Here is a 16455-nt window from a genome sequence, read left to right as displayed (position 1 = left end):
CATAGCGAAATGCGATCGCACCCTTCATTCTCCTAGTGCGATCGCTTTCATTTTGCTGCCTTAATTAAATAAATGTAGCTGGGCAATAACAGTACTCACCAAATGATGGGTAATTGGCAGACTATCGATTACCATAGCTAAACATAACAGCATCATGTAGGAGATGGAGTAGAGAAAGACTTCTCTGGCTACAGTGCGTTCTTCTGGCTGTTGCAATAAACACCAAGATTTACGGATAAATAATCCGCCTAAACCAGCAGCGATCGCAGCATAAATAATACCGCTGGCGTGTAAGGGATAAAACAATAACAGGGTGGCGATGACTGTAATCAGTGTGTAATACCAAATTTGTTTGACTGTGGCTTCTGCACCAGCAATTACGGGAAGCATCGGTATGCCTACCTTGGCGTAGTCATCACGAATCATCAACGCCAAAGCCCAGAAATGAGGAGGTGTCCACAAAAAGACAATGGCAAAAATTAACCATGCAGGCCAGCTTAAGGTATTTGTGACAGCTGCCCAACCTACCAACGCTGGAATTGCCCCAGCAGCCCCACCAATCACAATATTCTGAGTGCTGTGACGCTTCAGCCAATGGGTGTAAATCAGTATATAAAAAACGATGCCAGAGAATGCTAGACAAGCTGCCAATAAATTAGCAAACACTGCCAGTAGGGTAAAAGAAAGCACAGCCAAAACAGCTGCAAAAATCAGTGCATCCCGTGGCTGCACTCTCCCAGAAGGCATCGGACGATGGCGCGTCCGTTCCATTTCGTAATCAATATCTCTGTCATAGATACAGTTAATTGTTTGAGCGCTGGCCGCAGCCAAAGTACCACCAGTCAGGGTGACAAATAACAGTAATGGGTCTACTTGTCCCTTAGCTGCAACCCACATACTCCCAGCGGTGGTAATCAATAGCAAAGGAATAATGCGAGGTTTAGTTAGCTGGTAATAGCTTTGAATTACCTGAAGGAAGGTTTCGTGGTGGCGAGAGACATTAGTCTCAATCATCTTGGTTTGATTTCCTTAATTGTCAACAATTGATGTCTGGTTGTGTAGAGTATTTTGCCCAGACTGCTTTTACTTGGGTGAGCATCCTGAAGCTTGCTGTTTCTCGGTTTGAAGCGTCAGTGAGTGGCTAGTTGTTGAGAAACTTCGGCACAGGTGAGGATAGGTAGACTTTTACCAGTTCTATTGACTGGAGATGCGGTTTAATTACTCAATGACTAATGGCTAATGTTCGATCACCATTAGTCATGAATAATCGTAGCGATCGCATCAGTTTATCCCCAAAAAGGTAATTTAGGGATTTGAGCTATTGGCTGGTGTATTTGTGGCGAAGCCCACAGACAAACTGTTGATTTCACGACTAGCAGCCCAGTCACGCAATGCTAGAACAGTAAAACCCACCAAAGTCCCCAGCAACGCTGCACCTACTGCTTGGTGGGAGACAGTCAGCGGCTCGACTTGCAGATGCAAACGAAAAGTAGCAATTCCCAACACAATTTGTAAAACCAACAAACCACCAGCCATATTTGCCAGTCGCCGCAAAGCTGGATGGAGGGCTGGTGTGCGCCAGGAAATTAAAACTACTGCTAAAGTTGCTACTGTTGGCGGTACTAAACCAAAAATATGGCTGTACATCACAGTGCAAAGTTCAGACGTACCAAAGCATTGGTGCAGCGCCCAGCGAGAGCCAACTACAGCGCCAAGTAAACTTTGCAAATACACGAATACAGCCGCCGCTAAACCCACCCAAGGCAACTTACCCACATTGCCAGTGCCTTGATAGGGAGCTAAAGCCGTACCGACAACTAGTAGGGTGGTGAAAAACAAAAGTGCTGTTCCCAAGTGAGCGGTAACGATATCAAACCGCAGCAGTTCGGTAACGGTGAGTCCGCCCAAGATGCCTTGAAACACAATTAAAAACAAGGCAAAGGTAGCAGCCCAAGGCAACCAGACAGGCAAAGAACGACGGTGCCACCAAGATAAACCAGAAAGTGCGATCGCGCTCACACCAATCAAGCCTGCATCTAATCGGTGAAACCACTCCAAAAATACTTGGAGATTCATTTGTTTGGCTGGTACTAGTTCCCCGTAGCATAACGGCCAGTCTGGGCAAGCAAGTCCGGCATTCATTACACGGGTGGCAGAGCCTATAGCCATTAAAATTAACGTGGCTATACACATTCTCCACACCAAGCGACGAATCATTTCTTTAGGCTTTTGTTGCTCAACTGCCGTATCATTTTGTTGTTTTAGGACAAATTCGTTCATGAACGATTCCTTCTGCCGATCTTGGTAGTAGCTCTCTTAAAATTTTTAATTTTTTCGTACCAACCCATCTCCACCCTAGCGTATACAGCTTGGTTTAGAGATGGGGTTTCACTTATTACTTTTAAACACTTCAGATGGTTTTTGTCTGAAGCTTTAAGTATTTTTCAAGATGTGCAAAGTTGATAATTGCGAAATAATTTCCTAACCTAAATTTTTTCTTAAATTTTACCTGTCACTAGCATCTATCCTTGGCAGTATCTAATAAGTCTCTTGTACTCAGAAATAGTAAAGTGGTTGAAAAAATTAATAAAAATTTCAGACCATTGGGCTTTATGTTTAATAGCCTAGACTACCTTAGTAAGTGAGCAGCGTTTAAAAAACGTAGTCAATTAATTCTAAGTAAGCCGTGAAAATTCCAAGTTCTATCTGGACATTACTGATTGGCATCGTACTAACGTTAGTCAGTCTTTGGTACGGTCAAAATCACGGTCTGTTGCCGACAGCAGCCTCAGATGAAGCCGTCTTAGTTGATGGTTTATTTAACTCGATGATGACCGTTTCTGTAGGTATATTTTTGATTGTTGAAGGTGTTTTAATCTACTCTGTATTTAAATACCGTCGGCGTGCTGGTGATAATGGAGACGGGCCACCAGTTGAAGGTAATGTACCTCTAGAAATCCTCTGGACGGCGATCCCAGCCATTATTGTGATCGGTATTTCTGTCTATAGCTTTGAAGTTTATAACGACATCGGTGGTTTCGATCCCCATGCTGTTCACGAAGCGCCGATAAATCAAAGTTCAATGAATATGCCAGGAGCGGCGATTGCCGCAACCTTGAGTGATACTCCTGGCAGCACTGCACCTAACCTCAATCAAGAAAAATCTGATGAGGCGATGCAAGACCCAGCCACCGCCGCAGTCCGCAATGCAGATCAGATTCCCCAAAAGCAAAATGCTCCTGGGGTTGGCAGTGTTGCTCCAACTATTGGCGCTAGTCCTGACAAGGCAGGTAAACCGCCCAGCTTAGTGGTCAATGTCACAGGTCTGCAATATGCTTGGCTATTTACTTATCCTGAAATAGGCGTAACCACAGGTGAACTGCACGTTCCCATCGGTCGGGAAGTGCAAATCAGTATGACCGCTAACGATGTCATCCATGCCTTTTGGGTTCCAGAGTTCCGCTTGAAACAAGATGCGATCCCCGGTAGACAAAGCGAAATTCGCTTCACACCCAAGAAAGTTGGTGATTATGCTCTTATTTGCGCTGAACTTTGCGGCCCTTACCACGGTGCGATGAGAAGCCAAGTAGTTGTGGAAACTCAAGAAAATTTTGACAAGTGGATGCAGGAACAGCTGGTTGCAAGTCATGAAACCTTGAATAAAGCCGTTGCTGTGAACCCAGCAAACCTAACCCCAGATGAATTTCTCGCTCCTTATACTAAGGACATGGGAATTCAGCCAGAAATCTTACATCAGATTCACAAGTAGTCAAGAGTCAAGAGTCAAAAGTCCATTGACCCTTGACCCTTCGGGTTCGCCAGTTGCTACAAGTCGGGAAACCCGCCCAACGCACTGACTCACCATTGACAATTGACCATTGACTAACTCCTATGACACAAGCGCAAATACAAGAAACTGCCAATATCTCGGTTCGGATTGATGAGCCAGGAGCGAGAAAATGGCGAGATTACTTTAGCTTCAACACAGACCATAAGGTGATCGGGATTCAATATATCGTCACCTCATTCATTTTTTACTGCATCGGCGGTGTTTTAGCTGACTTAGTACGCACAGAATTACGCACTCCTGAAGTAGATTTTGTTAGCCCAGAAGTCTATAACAGCCTGTTTACACTACACGCCACAATCATGATTTTCTTGTGGATTGTGCCAATGGGTGCGGGGTTTGCTAACTATTTGATTCCCTTGATGATTGGGGCTAAGGATATGGCATTCCCCAGATTGAATGCCGTTGCTTTTTGGATGGTTCCGCCTGGTGGTTTATTGCTGGTCGCCAGTTTAGCCGTAGGCGATGCACCAGATGCAGGTTGGACTTCCTATCCTCCTTTGAGCTTGGTGACAGGCCAAGTCGGTCAAGGGATTTGGATTATGAGTGTGCTGTTGCTGGGTACGTCGTCGATTTTGGGGGCGATAAACTTCCTTGTCACCTTATTGAAGATGCGGACTCCAGGGATGGGAGTGCATCAAATGCCTTTGTTTTGTTGGGCGATGTTTGCAACTTCTGCACTGGTGTTGGTATCAACCCCAGTTTTAGCCGCAGGTTTGATTTTGCTGGCTTTTGACTTAATCGCAGGCACAACATTTTTTAACCCGACTGGTGGCGGCGATCCCGTCGTTTACCAGCACATGTTTTGGTTTTACTCGCATCCAGCGGTGTACATCATGATTTTGCCTTTCTTTGGGGCAATTTCAGAGATTATTCCAGTACATTCTCGTAAACCAATTTTCGGCTATAAAGCGATCGCTTATTCTTCCCTAGCAATTAGCTTTTTGGGATTGATAGTTTGGGCGCACCACATGTTTACCAGTGGTATTCCCGGTTGGTTGCGGATGTTCTTTATGATCACAACGATGATCATTGCCGTACCAACGGGGATCAAAATTTTCAGCTGGTTGGCAACTATGTGGGGTGGCAAAATCCAACTCAACACTGCCATGCTGTTTGCCATTGGTTTTGTCGGTACATTCGTAATTGGCGGTATCAGTGGTGTAATGTTGGCAGCCGTACCCTTTGATATCCACGTTCACGATACTTATTTTGTCGTGGCACACCTCCACTACGTTTTGTTTGGTGGTAGCGTGTTGGGAATTTTTGCCGGACTATACCACTGGTTCCCGAAAATGACGGGACGAATGATCAACGAAACTTGGGGTAAGGTTCACTTTGCCTTAACAATTGTTGGTCTGAATATGGCCTTCTTACCCATGCACAAGCTGGGCATGATGGGCATGAACCGCCGCGTCGCGCAGTACGATCCGAAATTTACGTTGCTGAATGAAATCTGCACCTATGGCGCTTATCTACTTGCTATTTCCACATTTCCATTCATCATTAATGTGATTTGGAGTTGGATGTACGGCGAGAAGGCAGGTAATAATCCTTGGCGGGCGCTCACCTTAGAGTGGATGACAACCTCGCCACCAGCAATTGAAAATTTTAATGGCTTCCCAGTATTAGCTACAGGCCCTTACGACTACGGCTTAGAAAGAGCTGAGGAAGGTGTACCGTTATCCGATGCTAATCCTGTATTATCTGCTGGCCCCAACTCAGTGCTACGTGCCGATCCTGATGAGCCATATCCGACAATCGAGTCTGACCTCGAACAGCGCGTCTCAGGAACTAAAGATTAAGAATGAAGTTTTCCTACTTCAGACTTAATCTTTCATACTTCACACTTCATCCTTCATACTTCAAAAGATTCATGCAAAGTCAAACCATTGACCCAGCTAAAACCGAACAAAATCATCATCACAGTGCAGCCACAGTTGATCATCACGAAGAACATCCAGACCATCGTTTGTTTGGCTTGTTTGTCTTCTTGGTGGCTGAAGGGATGATTTTTATGGGCTTGTTTGGAGCCTATCTGGCTTTCCGTTCGACTTTACCTGTGTGGCCTCCCGCAGGTACGCCAGAGTTGGAATTATTGCTTCCAGGTGTCAACACTGTCAATCTGATTGCCAGCAGTTTCGTAATGCACAATGCCGATACTGCCATTAAAAAGAATGATGCGCGGGGTGCGCGGATTTGGTTAGCAATCACCGCTGCAATGGGGATAATTTTCTTGGTAGGTCAGGTATATGAATATACCCATTTAGAGTTTGGTTTAACTACCAATTTATTTGCTAGTGCGTTTTATGTTTTAACTGGTTTCCACGGATTGCACGTTACTATCGGCGTTTTAGCGATTTTGGCAGTATTGTGGCGATCGCGCGTTAAAGGTCACTACAGTAGTGAACATCACTTCGGTATTGAAGCTGCGGAAATCTACTGGCACTTTGTAGACGTAATTTGGATAATTTTGTTCGGATTACTTTATCTACTGTAGGTATTAATTATTAATGAGTTGTTCACTCCACGCGAATAACTTAAAATTAAACCCCCTAAGGGGGTTTTTTTATATGGTATTGTCCGGTGAAAGACTAGACCTGCCTTAAAAATAGGGAACAGGGAACAGGAAGAGGTATTTTCATTGTTCCTTGTGATTACAACTCATCGAGTCTCTTGCATAAATCTTTTTTTGTCTCGCGCAAAGACGCAAAGAAAAGCTCGCACATAAATACTTTTACAAGAACCTACTGATCATTAAGACCACAAGGGAATAAGGGTGCAGAGAAGTAGGGGAAGTATTTAATACTCCATACTCAGCACTCAGCACTCAGCACTTTGTCCTACCAAGTTGGGTCGCTAAACAAATGTATTGTCAACTCTTCATCAGTTGGCGGTACTGCGGAAATACACGCACGGATGACATCACCATCTTCAAGTTCCACGGTACAGGCGTGACATGAACCCATGAGACAGCCAGTGGGAATAAATACTCCAGCACGTTCTGCTACATCTAGGAGTGCTTCTCCCACTTCGGCATTGATGGTGATATCATCTGGCAAAAATCGAACGCTAACACTCATGAAATTTTCGGCTAACTACGACAAAAAGGGTGTTAAGTCTAAATGGCGTTCTACTTCAGTAGCCAGCGAGTCTAAGATTTGCTCTCGCTGTTCTCGGTAGTTGGCTACACCTGTGGGCAAGGATTTTAAACCTCGCTGTTGACGCAGGCGATTTAACCAAGCACGTCGCCAAGGGCCGTTATCAAATAGTCCGTGCAAATAACTACCCCAAACTGATTGACAACTATCCACTAATCCTAAGTTAACATCATCAAACAAGGGTTGAAACGCTTGACTATCTGGTGGTTGTTCAATACGCGATCGCCCTTGATGAATTTCAAATCCATTGACTGGCAAGCCCATCTGGGGATAATTTGAGCTAACTTGGCGCTGACGGGCGACTTTTTGTCCGGTAATTACTGTTCTAATAGGTAATAAATTTAAACCTTGGAATCTGCCAGCTTGACCTTCTATACCTTCAGGGTCGGCAATAATTTGTCCTAACATTTGGTAGCCGCCGCAAATCCCTAAAACTGTACCACCAGAAGCGGCATAATTTTGGATTGCTTCTGCCATACCGCTTTTCTGCAATAAAATTAAGTCGGCAATGGTTGTCTTTGTACCAGGAATAATTACCGCATCTGGGTGTCCCAAATCTTGTTTTGGGCTGAGATACCTGACTGAAACTGTCGGTTCTGATTCTAAGGGGTCAAAGTCGGTAAAGTTAGCAATTCTCGGTAAGCGGATAACAACGATATTCAGGTCAGCTTGATGTTTGTGTGATTTCCGATCTAGTAAGTCGAGAGAGTCTTCGGCGGGAAATATTTCTTGAAAGTAAGGCAGAACGCCAATCACAGGTTTTTGGGTACGTTCTTCTAGCCATTTTATGCCCGAATCTAAGAGCGATCGCTGCCCTCGGAATTTGTTAATAACGATACCTTTAATCAAATCCCGTTCATCTGGGTCAAGTAACTCTAAAGTACCTACTACATGAGCAAAAGCACCACCACGGTCAATGTCAACAACCAAGATGGTGGGTGCATTTAAATGCTTCGCTATCCGCATATTTGTCAAGTCGCGGTGCTTGAGATTAATTTCTGCTGGACTTCCTGCACCTTCGCATACCAGCATGTCAAATTCTGTAGATAGGTGTTGTAGAGATTCTTCTATCGCCCGCCAACCAAGGTCGAAAAATTGCTCGTAATAATCAGCAGCTTTAACTTTGCCTACAGGTCTACCTTTAAGAATTACCTGCGAGGTCATATCACCTTGGGGTTTAAGTAAAATTGGATTCATTTCTACCCAAGGAACCACCCCGGAAGCCCAAGCTTGCACCGCCTGTGCATAACCAATTTCTCCTCCATTGGCGGTGACATAAGCATTCAAAGCCATATTTTGACCTTTAAAGGGAGCCACTCGCCAACCACGCCGCGACAACAAACGACATATAGCAGTAGTTAACAGTGATTTCCCTGCGTGGGATGTCGTTCCCACTACCATAATTGCTTTCATACTTAATGTCGGTTTTTTAATAGGAGGGTGAAATATTTAATTATGAACGGGTTGATCACAATCCGCTCATCAACAGTTATAAGCTAAGAAGCTAAAAGAGCTATAGGTATGACAAATATTCATACCTAAGCTTTCCCCATGTTACTTAGATAAATTTCAGCAAAACCTGGCAAAATTCGTCAGATGTTGATGAAGAATTTACATTGGGGTTGATGCTTCCGTAAATATATTGTTCCCTTATGTAACCTAATATTAACTCTCTCGATTTGTGATTCTAAAAAGGTAGCCTTAACCAACGGATGCTTGCATTGTATAGGTAATCGCGCCATGAAGGCGTAGCCCAGTTTTTCCCTTGATATTTTTCTATAAGTTGATGACCTAAAGGAGTGAGGCGAAAACTATCGGTAATTCCCTGTCCATCAACTTCTCGCCGCAATACACCAACTTGAATTAACCAGTCCAAATCGTTATAACAAGCCAATTCTGATAAAGGACGCTGGGTATAGCCGTGCTTGACACCATTTTCTTGGGCGATCGCATTTAGTGGTACACTCTGGTTACGCATGGCTATGAATAAACCCACGGTGAACGGAGAACAAATTAGCGATCGCTCTGCTCTTTCTACTGTGCTACGAGGATAAGAAAAAATTTTCGAGGTTTGGGAATCAAGGGTAGCCATGTGAATATCCAATTACTTTTTTGTTGACCGTTGACCGTTGACCGTCAACGAACCTCTGATCAACTAATTTATTTAATTATTGTAAATTATTGTAAAATTTCAAAGTCATCAACAAACACCAAACAGGAAAGGTTCATTATGCCTCTAGCAGTTGGTACGGATGCACCTGCATTTACCGTCAAAGATACTAATGGCAACACTGTCTCACTGTCTGATTTTGCTGGTAAGACAGTTGTTTTGTATTTTTATCCCAAAGATGACACTCCAGGCTGCACCAAACAAGCGTGTAGCTTCCGCGACGCTCAAGAGCAATATCAAGGCAAAGATATAGTTGTTTTGGGTGTTAGTGCTGATGATGAAGTGTCTCATCAAGCTTTTACTCAAAAATTCAATCTGAACTTTCCTCTCTTGGCAGACACCGATAAAAAGCTAATTCAAGCTTACGATGTTGATGGTGGTGGTTATGCCAAGCGTGTCACTTATGTCATCGACCCTAATGGCAAAATCGTTCATGTCGATGCCAACGTGAATACATCTAACCACGCCAGCGATATTTTAGCTGCACTGGGTCTGTAATTGATCAATCCAAAATCTAAAATCAATTAACCTCACCTTTTGTCTTTATTTCCTTTACTTGACCGCAAAACCAAGCTTCAGTCAAGGATTTACAGACAAGGTGAGGTTTTTGAATTTGATTCAGTTTTGTGGTGGGACAATTTGCACTGGAGATATCACACTTGGAGATGTGATAGCTGGTAAACCAGGAACCGCTTGTCCAGAAGTATTATTTGCAGGCTGATTTTTCTGTTGAAGTGCAGCACGCTTTCTGTTTAAATCAGCTACAGCAGAATTTAATTCTTCATCTTTTTGTTGCTGATTCCAGTTTAAACTGCCAAATTGGGCCTGATGAATCAACTGAAGGGGGTTTAAGCCACCAGAATTAGTCGAAAATGGATTGGTATTATCTTGGGAATTATCCCCAGGATAAGTATCAACTGTATTCAGTTGAGCCAAACTCGGCTGTGCTATGAGGAAGGAGGCAAAGCCAATTCCTGCGAAGGTAGCCACACAGAAGCTTTTAACTGATAAAAATGATTTTGGCATGATTTTTTTCTCATACACTCCAACGACACCATGCTTTTATCTTAAGCAAGAGTCCGCCGTAATTGGGGTTGAATGCTTAATAAAGCAACAATGGCAAAGCCAAACAAAACTAATAAAGCACCACCAAAGGTGATATCTCCCCAAGGTGCTTGCATGACTACACTACCCAGTCCCCAACTATTGTGAAGATAAAGGTAGCGAATAGGTTCAATGGCGTAGCTGAGAGGGTTCAAGGTGGCAACAACTTGTAACCACTTGGGCATAAAGGATAAAGGCGCTAAAGCAGTGCTGGCAAATAATAAAGGCAGGTTAGTAACAAAAATTACGGCGATTAATTCAATGTGTCCGGGTAAAGCAAAAGCTAAACCCAGAGAAATAGCAGTTACACCCAAAGCTAGGAGAAAGACTATTAAAGCGATCGCACCTAACCCCGCCGCATCTGGTAGCCCTGCGCCGAGAAATGCTGCTGCACCTACAATTACGGCTGCTTGCAACAAGCTTTGACTAATAATAAAGATAGCCGAAGCAAACACAATCGAAAATCGTGATGCTAGGGGCGCTACTAATAAACGATTCAAAAAGCCGAACTCGCGGTCAAACATCACAGGTAATCCGGCATTCAAAGCTCCAGCAAATGCTGTAAAAACAATTACGCCAGCAGCTAAAAATTGACCGTAATTTGTCGTACTACCAAATAAACCTTTGGGTGCGTTTTGGAATAAAGCACCGAATAACACCAGCCACATCACAGGCTGAACAATTCCCGCCAATAATGTTGAAGGACGACGTTGTAATTGAATAAACAAGCGACGCGTTAAAGCCAGCGTCTCTTGGACTAATTCACCGAAAAAATTAGGCGCAGCATCGGCAGGCGATGCTAGTTGCTGCCAATTGACATCAGATTTAGGAGTAACACTCATAGGAAGTATGAAGTATAAAGTGTGAAGTATGAAGTATGAAGTGTGAAGTATGAATTTTATCTTTCAGACTTCAGCTTTCATACTTCAGAATTTCTATCTCATATTTTGCTTCTTTTCTGCTTTTGGATCACGGGTAGCAATTGCGGCTAGTTCTGCGTCCATTAATGTGCGTCCAGTTGCGGCGAGATAGACATCATCAAGACTAGGACGAGATTGAGCAATGCCGAATATTGGTAAGCTGGCATTGTTGAGCGCTTGTTGGATGGTAATTAAAGCATCATTTTGGGGTGTGACTACCAAGTTGAGGGAATTACCTTGAGCGCTGTTGATGATGATTTCTTGGACAAAAGGCAAAGCTTGTAAGAGGTTTTTAGCTTTTTCGGCTTCTTCAATAGGTGAAAATTCGCGGATGCGTAAGGTAATGCGATCGCCTCCTACCCTATCTTTTAATTGTGAGGGTGTACCTGTGGCAATGACAATTCCACGGTCAATAATAGCAACGCGATCGGCTAGTGCATCAATCTCTTCTAAATAATGGCTGGTAATTAATACTGTAGTTCCTGATGCTCTTAACTTCCGCAGGAACTCCCAAACGATAAAACGACTTTCAATGTCAAGTCCGACTGTGGGTTCGTCTAATACTAAAACATCCGGTGCATGGAGTAGTCCAGCCGCTAAGTCGAGACGTTTGCGTAAACCACCAGAATAAGTTCCTGTCTTTTTATCGGCGTATTCTTGCAAACCCAGTAAATCTAAAACTGTGCCAATTCGCTGTTTTGCTGCTGCGCCAGGGATGTGATAAAGTGCAGCTTGCAATTGCAACAATTCTTTTCCAGTTAGCACTTTATCTATAGCCACTTCCTGCGCTACATAACCGAGTTTTTGCCTTGCTACCTTGGGGTTATCCAACACAGAAATTCCAGATACTTCTATTTTGCCTGCATCTGGAGTGGTGAGAGTACACAAAGCACGCAGAGTAGTTGTTTTACCTGCACCGTTGGGGCCAAGTAAGCCAAAGATTTCTCCTGGTTGTACCTCAAAAGAAACGTCTTTGACAGCTTCAACAGTACCGTAGCGCTTTTGCAGATTTTGAATTAAAACGGCGGGAGCCATGACAGCCAATCCCTAACTATACAATTCGCAACAAAGTCTATATATATTGTAGTTGAGTAGTGTGAGGTGATGCGATCGCCTTGATACGACTCCTCTATATTTATGCATTAAGTTGAGGTAAAGCGATCGCACCACAATTAAGGATGATAAGAACTGAATTTCCTCAACTAGCTGAAGATGGCAAGATATTTGCTAAGTAATTTACTAAATCACTTTGACTAGTAAAATCTAACAAAACTTCAGCTAATTCCTCAAGTTGAGCGATGGATAAGCTGCGAATTTGCTGTTCTATCTGTGGCTCTATTGCACCAAATCGACGTGTTAAAAGACGCAATATTACAGCCACCTCTCCTTTTTGCAAACCTCGTTGCTCTCCTTTTTGCAAAATGTCTTGGTAAATTACAGACTCTTGCATAATGTCCTCTCTAAAAAGTTGTGTGATTAAGTTTTTCTCAAACCGCAAACCAGCCAAAACCTGTACGCAAGCTGATATATTTTGTCGTTCGTCCGTTTCCTCAATCATATCGACAGCCGCAGCGACTTGCTCTAATAAGTCTGCGGGTGAGTTTGTTCTGGCTAATCTCGCCAGGGGTAACAGTGCAGGGTTAGCCAATAGCGGTGTGGGATCTTCCTCCCATAGACGAATGACTCGATACTCGTGTCTGGTTTTCTTGTCTACATACTGAGTTTGAAAAACAATGTCTGAAGATGTAGCTTGCAAGAAAATTAACACTTGCTCAATCTCACACCAGTACTGACGTTTGAGCCTGGTGTAGTAATCAAGCATCCGAAAATCAAGTGGCGGTGTTGATTGAGGTGAAGTTTGGAACTCTAAATGTAGAATTTTGTTAGCGATTTGTAAGAATGTTACCGAATCAGCGCGAATTGGTTCTAAGTTCAGTTCGGTTTTGAGAACTTGAATATCTGAGGTGTTAACTGAGAGTAACCAATTAGCGAATTCACTAGGGTAGCGTTCGGCTAAGTATTTGCAGGTGTTATCGTAACTCAAGGTAATGCTTTATTGTAAGTAGAAAATTATCAGCAGACATAGTGGCGAAAACCCCGATTTTTTAGAAAAGTCGGGGATCTAATGTCTTAAAACCGTGTCGTTATGAAATGAAACCCTGTCGTGACGACACAGAACCTTGTCGTTATGACACAGAACCTTGTCGTTATGACACAGAACCTTGTCGTGACGACACAGAACCTTGTCGTTATGAAACGAAACTCTGTTGTTATGACACAGAACCCTGTCATCACGACACAGAACCTTGTCCTTCCACCAGAAGTAGAGACGTGAAATTTCACGTCTCTACTTTTTATTGACCAAATGTTCTATCTATTCTCCATAACCATTACCTGTCACCTTACCCCGAAACACAATATATTGATAAAGGTTATAAAACAGCATCACTGGGATGAGAAATCCGATAAAAATAATCATAATTACCAATGAACTAGGGTCAGCTGATGCTTCGTAAATAGTGATTTTTGTTGGGATGATGTAGGGAAAGACAATTAAACCTAACCCAATAAAAGACAACACAAATAACAGAATTGTCCAGACAAAAGGCGCTCGTTCTTCTTTGCGGTTGAGACTTTGCCAAAGTTGCCAAATTAACCAAATTCCCAACACAGGAATGGCAGCGAAAATATAAACTAAAGGCTGCTGAAATAAGCGAGACCTAGCACTTTCGTAAATTATTGGTGTGCTAATTGTAATAGCGATCGCGCCAACTAAGGTTGTCAACGCCGCAATTTTGGCAGTTTTATAATGTGTTTCTTGTAACTCTCCTGTAGTTTTCCACACAAGATAAGTAGAACCAATCAACACATATCCTTGAATTAAAGTTAATGCTACTAGCACAGATGGCAAACTAAACCAGTCCCAAGTTGTGCCGATAAAATGTCCCGTTTCATCAACATTAATCCCTTTGAGTACAGCACCAAGAGCGAAACCTTGACCAAGTGCAGCCGTAAAACTCCCTGCACCAAAAGCAAAATTCCAAAATAACTTGCGTCTGGATAATTCACGAAACTCAAACGCCACACCACGAAAAATAAACCCAAACACCATCACCAAAATCGGAATGTACAAAGCATTTAAAATCGTGCCGTAAGCCAAAGGAAATGCACCAAATAATCCGCCTCCCATCAACACTAACCAAGTTTCATTCGCATCCCAAATGTTGCTTAAGCTAGTCATCAAAATTCCCCGACGTTCTTCATCAGAAGAAGTCAGAGACAAAATACCCACTCCCAAGTCAAAGCCATCCAGCATCACATACAGGAATAAAAACAAAGCTAAAATGACAAACCATACTTGCGGCAAAAAGTACTTGAGCGTCTCCATAAAATCTCTTATTTAAAGTTAGTAAACTTGACTTCATATCCCCGACTTCTTTGAGAAATCGGGGATATTGTTATTCCACCTACTCCCCATTTCAGACTTCTTATTGTTGTGCTTCTACAGGACGTTCATCTGGCATAAACTCCCCTGGAGTAGTATCTACAGCAGGTTTTGTAATTTCTGCACCGGGAATTGGCAAGTCGAGATTTGGCCCTCGACGAATGATGCGACTGCCAAAATACATAGCAGCGACAAATAACAAGCTGTAAACTACTGCAAAAGCAGTGAGTGAAGTTAAAACGTTACTTGCAGGTAAACGTGAAGCTGCATCAACTGTGCGAATTTGTCCGTAAAGCGTCCAAGGCTGTCTTCCCACGCAACGCACAATCCAGCCTGACTCCACAGCGATGTATCCTAAAGGTGCGGCAAATAGCCACGCCCGCATTAGCCAACGTTGCTGAGTAATATTGTTGGCAGATAACTTACCTCGCCACCACTGTACCGTACTCAACAGCATTAACCCAGCAAAGAAAAAGCCAATGGCAATCATCACCCGGAAGGCATAGTAAATTAAACCAACCATGTGCGGCCGATCCTCTGGTTTCCATTCCCTCAACCCACGCACTGGTTCGGAGAGATTTTGTTTAAATTCCAGGATGTAACCCAAGGCGTTGGGAATGGTGATTTCCCAATCATTTTTTTCTGCCTTTTCGTTAGGTAAGGCAATTAAACTCCAGTCAGCAGGCTGTCCAGCGGGTGTGCTTTCCCACTGTGCTTCCATTGCTGCGAGTTTTGTCGGTTGATAATGATAAACTTGTTCGCCGCTTAAGTGACCAATATATATTTGTAATGGGGCAACTGCGATCGCAGCTGCTAAAACTATTTTCAAAGACTTGGCAAAAAACTCTGCATGGCGTTTTTGCAAAATGTACCAAGCACTAATTCCACCAATAACAAACAGCGAAGTCTCCAGTGTGGCAAAAAACATGTGCAGCACACTGTTAGCCATGAAAGGATTGAACATCGCCTGAAAGTAATCGTTGACAACAAACTTGCCATTCACCATTTCCCCACCGGCTGGCGTTTGCATCCAGGAATTCGCTGTCAAAATCCATAAAGTTGAAAGGTTCGCACCCACAGCCACTAATATTGTCGAGAGATAGTGAACAGCAGGATTAACTCGTTCCCAACCAAATAACATAATTCCTAAAAAAGCAGCTTCTAGCATGAACGCCCAAGAAGCTTCAAAGCCGATAACACTGCCAAAAAAGTTACCCACAGCTTCCGAGAAAGGGGCCCAGTTAGTCCCGAACTGAAACTCCATTGGAATACCCGTTGCTACCCCAATACCAAAGTTCAGCACGTAAAACTTAGACCAAAACCGCGCATGAAGATAGTAGTCGGGATTGCGAGTTTTCAGCCATAGTCCCTCCACAATTACCAAATAAATCCCCATCCCGGTAGTGAGGACAGGCCAAAGTATGTGGAATATCGCTGTCAGTGCAAATTGCATCCGTGATAGCACAACTGAATCGGATAAAAATTCCATGAATTTTCTCCACTAGCCAACCATTTTTTTAGGATAAACGTTTTAGTAACAGCGCAAATATACCAAAATATTGCTTCTAGATTAACGTTCATTATCAGTAATTAATGTGGAAAATTAATGGAAGAATTCAGCTATCCTGAATTCAAGAGTGATGCACTGCGATGACCTGAGCGTAGCCGTACCCCTTCGGGGAAGCTGCGCGTAGCTTGCTTCCCCGACAGGAGAAGGACTTGCCGAAGTGTCGCACATAATTCACGTGGAGAATTATGGCGACTGACGTATGTATTCTGTTTGATAATTTATCTTGAGAAAATGCAAT

At 43.3% G+C, this 16455-nt stretch carries 16 protein-coding genes; 5 read left to right on the top strand and 11 right to left on the bottom strand.

From position 1 onward, the window contains the following. Positions 1–60: 60 nt before the first annotated feature. Positions 61–1014: a heme o synthase gene (locus ACMX3D_RS18355; protein WP_482747311.1), complete on the bottom strand. Its 954-nt coding sequence runs from the start codon at positions 1012–1014 to the stop codon at positions 61–63. A 291-nt stretch (positions 1015–1305) separates the two neighbouring features. Further along, positions 1306–2280 (bottom strand): COX15/CtaA family protein, encoded by a 975-nt coding sequence (locus tag ACMX3D_RS18350; RefSeq protein ID WP_482747310.1) that lies wholly within the window; start codon positions 2278–2280, stop codon positions 1306–1308. Between the two features lie 406 nt (positions 2281–2686). Here ACMX3D_RS18350 and ACMX3D_RS18345 point away from each other — a divergent pair, with 406 nt between their 5' ends. From ACMX3D_RS18345 to ACMX3D_RS18335, 3 genes are all read left to right on the top strand, one after another. Further along, positions 2687–3769: a cytochrome c oxidase subunit II gene (locus ACMX3D_RS18345; RefSeq protein WP_482747309.1), complete on the top strand. Its 1083-nt coding sequence runs from the start codon at positions 2687–2689 to the stop codon at positions 3767–3769. Between the two features lie 122 nt (positions 3770–3891). Next, positions 3892–5652: a cytochrome c oxidase subunit I gene (ctaD, locus tag ACMX3D_RS18340; RefSeq protein WP_482747308.1), complete on the top strand. Its 1761-nt coding sequence runs from the start codon at positions 3892–3894 to the stop codon at positions 5650–5652. 71 nt (positions 5653–5723) lie between these two features. Then, the gene (locus ACMX3D_RS18335; RefSeq protein ID WP_482747307.1) at positions 5724–6347 is read left to right on the top strand and encodes a cytochrome c oxidase subunit 3; all 624 of its coding nucleotides are present in this window, start codon (positions 5724–5726) and stop codon (positions 6345–6347) included. Between the two features lie 343 nt (positions 6348–6690). On the opposite strand, the gene ACMX3D_RS18330 is transcribed toward ACMX3D_RS18335, so the two are convergent. The 3 genes from ACMX3D_RS18330 to ACMX3D_RS18320 all read right to left on the bottom strand — a co-directional run bounded on the left by ACMX3D_RS18330 (position 6691) and on the right by ACMX3D_RS18320 (position 9100). Further along, positions 6691–6930, bottom strand: a complete 240-nt coding sequence (locus tag ACMX3D_RS18330) for a 2Fe-2S iron-sulfur cluster-binding protein (protein WP_482747306.1) — start codon at positions 6928–6930, stop codon at positions 6691–6693. A gap of 15 nt (positions 6931–6945) precedes the next feature. Further along, positions 6946–8421 carry a cobyric acid synthase CobQ gene (gene cobQ, locus ACMX3D_RS18325; RefSeq protein WP_482747305.1) on the bottom strand — a complete coding sequence of 492 codons (1476 nt, stop codon included), beginning with the start codon at positions 8419–8421 and terminating at the stop codon, positions 6946–6948. A 274-nt stretch (positions 8422–8695) separates the two neighbouring features. After that, positions 8696–9100, bottom strand: coding sequence for an Npun_F0494 family protein (locus ACMX3D_RS18320; RefSeq protein ID WP_482747304.1), 405 nt, complete (start codon positions 9098–9100; stop codon positions 8696–8698). A 138-nt stretch (positions 9101–9238) separates the two neighbouring features. Between ACMX3D_RS18320 and ACMX3D_RS18315 the strand changes: the two genes are divergently transcribed. Next, the gene (locus ACMX3D_RS18315; protein WP_482747303.1) at positions 9239–9676 is read left to right on the top strand and encodes a peroxiredoxin; all 438 of its coding nucleotides are present in this window, start codon (positions 9239–9241) and stop codon (positions 9674–9676) included. Between the two features lie 120 nt (positions 9677–9796). On the opposite strand, the gene ACMX3D_RS18310 is transcribed toward ACMX3D_RS18315, so the two are convergent. From ACMX3D_RS18310 to ACMX3D_RS18295, 4 genes are all read right to left on the bottom strand, one after another. After that, positions 9797–10204, bottom strand: a complete 408-nt coding sequence (locus ACMX3D_RS18310; RefSeq protein WP_482747302.1) for a hypothetical protein — start codon at positions 10202–10204, stop codon at positions 9797–9799. A 41-nt stretch (positions 10205–10245) separates the two neighbouring features. Then, entirely contained in the window at positions 10246–11124 is an 879-nt protein-coding gene (locus ACMX3D_RS18305; protein WP_482747301.1) for an ABC transporter permease, read from the bottom strand. Between the two features lie 93 nt (positions 11125–11217). Next, a complete protein-coding gene (locus tag ACMX3D_RS18300; RefSeq protein ID WP_482747300.1) occupies positions 11218–12237 on the bottom strand; it encodes an ABC transporter ATP-binding protein in 1020 nt (339 codons plus the stop codon). Positions 12238–12400: 163 nt separating this feature from the next. Continuing rightward, positions 12401–13246, bottom strand: coding sequence for an Rpn family recombination-promoting nuclease/putative transposase (locus ACMX3D_RS18295; RefSeq protein ID WP_482747299.1), 846 nt, complete (start codon positions 13244–13246; stop codon positions 12401–12403). A 107-nt stretch (positions 13247–13353) separates the two neighbouring features. On the opposite strand from ACMX3D_RS18295, the gene ACMX3D_RS18290 reads away from it, so the two are divergent. Continuing rightward, positions 13354–13563 (top strand): hypothetical protein, encoded by a 210-nt coding sequence (locus ACMX3D_RS18290; protein ID WP_482747298.1) that lies wholly within the window; start codon positions 13354–13356, stop codon positions 13561–13563. 13 nt (positions 13564–13576) lie between these two features. Here ACMX3D_RS18290 and cydB read toward each other — a convergent pair whose 3' ends face one another. Then, positions 13577–14590 (bottom strand): cytochrome d ubiquinol oxidase subunit II, encoded by a 1014-nt coding sequence (gene cydB, locus ACMX3D_RS18285; RefSeq protein WP_482747297.1) that lies wholly within the window; start codon positions 14588–14590, stop codon positions 13577–13579. A gap of 100 nt (positions 14591–14690) precedes the next feature. After that, a complete protein-coding gene (locus ACMX3D_RS18280) occupies positions 14691–16136 on the bottom strand; it encodes a cytochrome ubiquinol oxidase subunit I (RefSeq protein WP_482747296.1) in 1446 nt (481 codons plus the stop codon). Positions 16137–16455: the final 319 nt, after the last annotated feature.

The organism is Anabaena sp. TISTR 8404 (genome assembly GCF_056847745.1).
The sequence above is the reverse complement of the archived record's forward strand: the minus strand, read 5'-3'. Positions and strand labels throughout refer to the sequence as shown.

Excerpts from the sequence above, each read along its gene's own strand:
- ACMX3D_RS18280 (WP_482747296.1), bottom strand. The coding sequence starts at position 16,136 with ATGGAATTTTTATCCGATTCAGTTGTGCTATCACGGATGCAATTTGCA.
- ctaD (WP_482747308.1), top strand. The coding sequence starts at position 3,892 with ATGACACAAGCGCAAATACAAGAAACTGCCAATATCTCGGTTCGGATT.
- ACMX3D_RS18290 (WP_482747298.1), top strand. The coding sequence starts at position 13,354 with ATGAAACCCTGTCGTGACGACACAGAACCTTGTCGTTATGACACAGAA.
- ACMX3D_RS18315 (WP_482747303.1), top strand. The coding sequence starts at position 9,239 with ATGCCTCTAGCAGTTGGTACGGATGCACCTGCATTTACCGTCAAAGAT.
- ACMX3D_RS18330 (WP_482747306.1), bottom strand. The coding sequence starts at position 6,930 with ATGAGTGTTAGCGTTCGATTTTTGCCAGATGATATCACCATCAATGCC.
- cobQ (WP_482747305.1), bottom strand. The coding sequence starts at position 8,421 with ATGAAAGCAATTATGGTAGTGGGAACGACATCCCACGCAGGGAAATCA.
- ACMX3D_RS18310 (WP_482747302.1), bottom strand. The coding sequence starts at position 10,204 with ATGCCAAAATCATTTTTATCAGTTAAAAGCTTCTGTGTGGCTACCTTC.
- ACMX3D_RS18320 (WP_482747304.1), bottom strand. The coding sequence starts at position 9,100 with ATGGCTACCCTTGATTCCCAAACCTCGAAAATTTTTTCTTATCCTCGT.
- ACMX3D_RS18335 (WP_482747307.1), top strand. The coding sequence starts at position 5,724 with ATGCAAAGTCAAACCATTGACCCAGCTAAAACCGAACAAAATCATCAT.
- ACMX3D_RS18355 (WP_482747311.1), bottom strand. The coding sequence starts at position 1,014 with ATGATTGAGACTAATGTCTCTCGCCACCACGAAACCTTCCTTCAGGTA.
- cydB (WP_482747297.1), bottom strand. The coding sequence starts at position 14,590 with ATGGAGACGCTCAAGTACTTTTTGCCGCAAGTATGGTTTGTCATTTTA.
- ACMX3D_RS18350 (WP_482747310.1), bottom strand. The coding sequence starts at position 2,280 with ATGAACGAATTTGTCCTAAAACAACAAAATGATACGGCAGTTGAGCAA.
- ACMX3D_RS18305 (WP_482747301.1), bottom strand. The coding sequence starts at position 11,124 with ATGAGTGTTACTCCTAAATCTGATGTCAATTGGCAGCAACTAGCATCG.
- ACMX3D_RS18300 (WP_482747300.1), bottom strand. The coding sequence starts at position 12,237 with ATGGCTCCCGCCGTTTTAATTCAAAATCTGCAAAAGCGCTACGGTACT.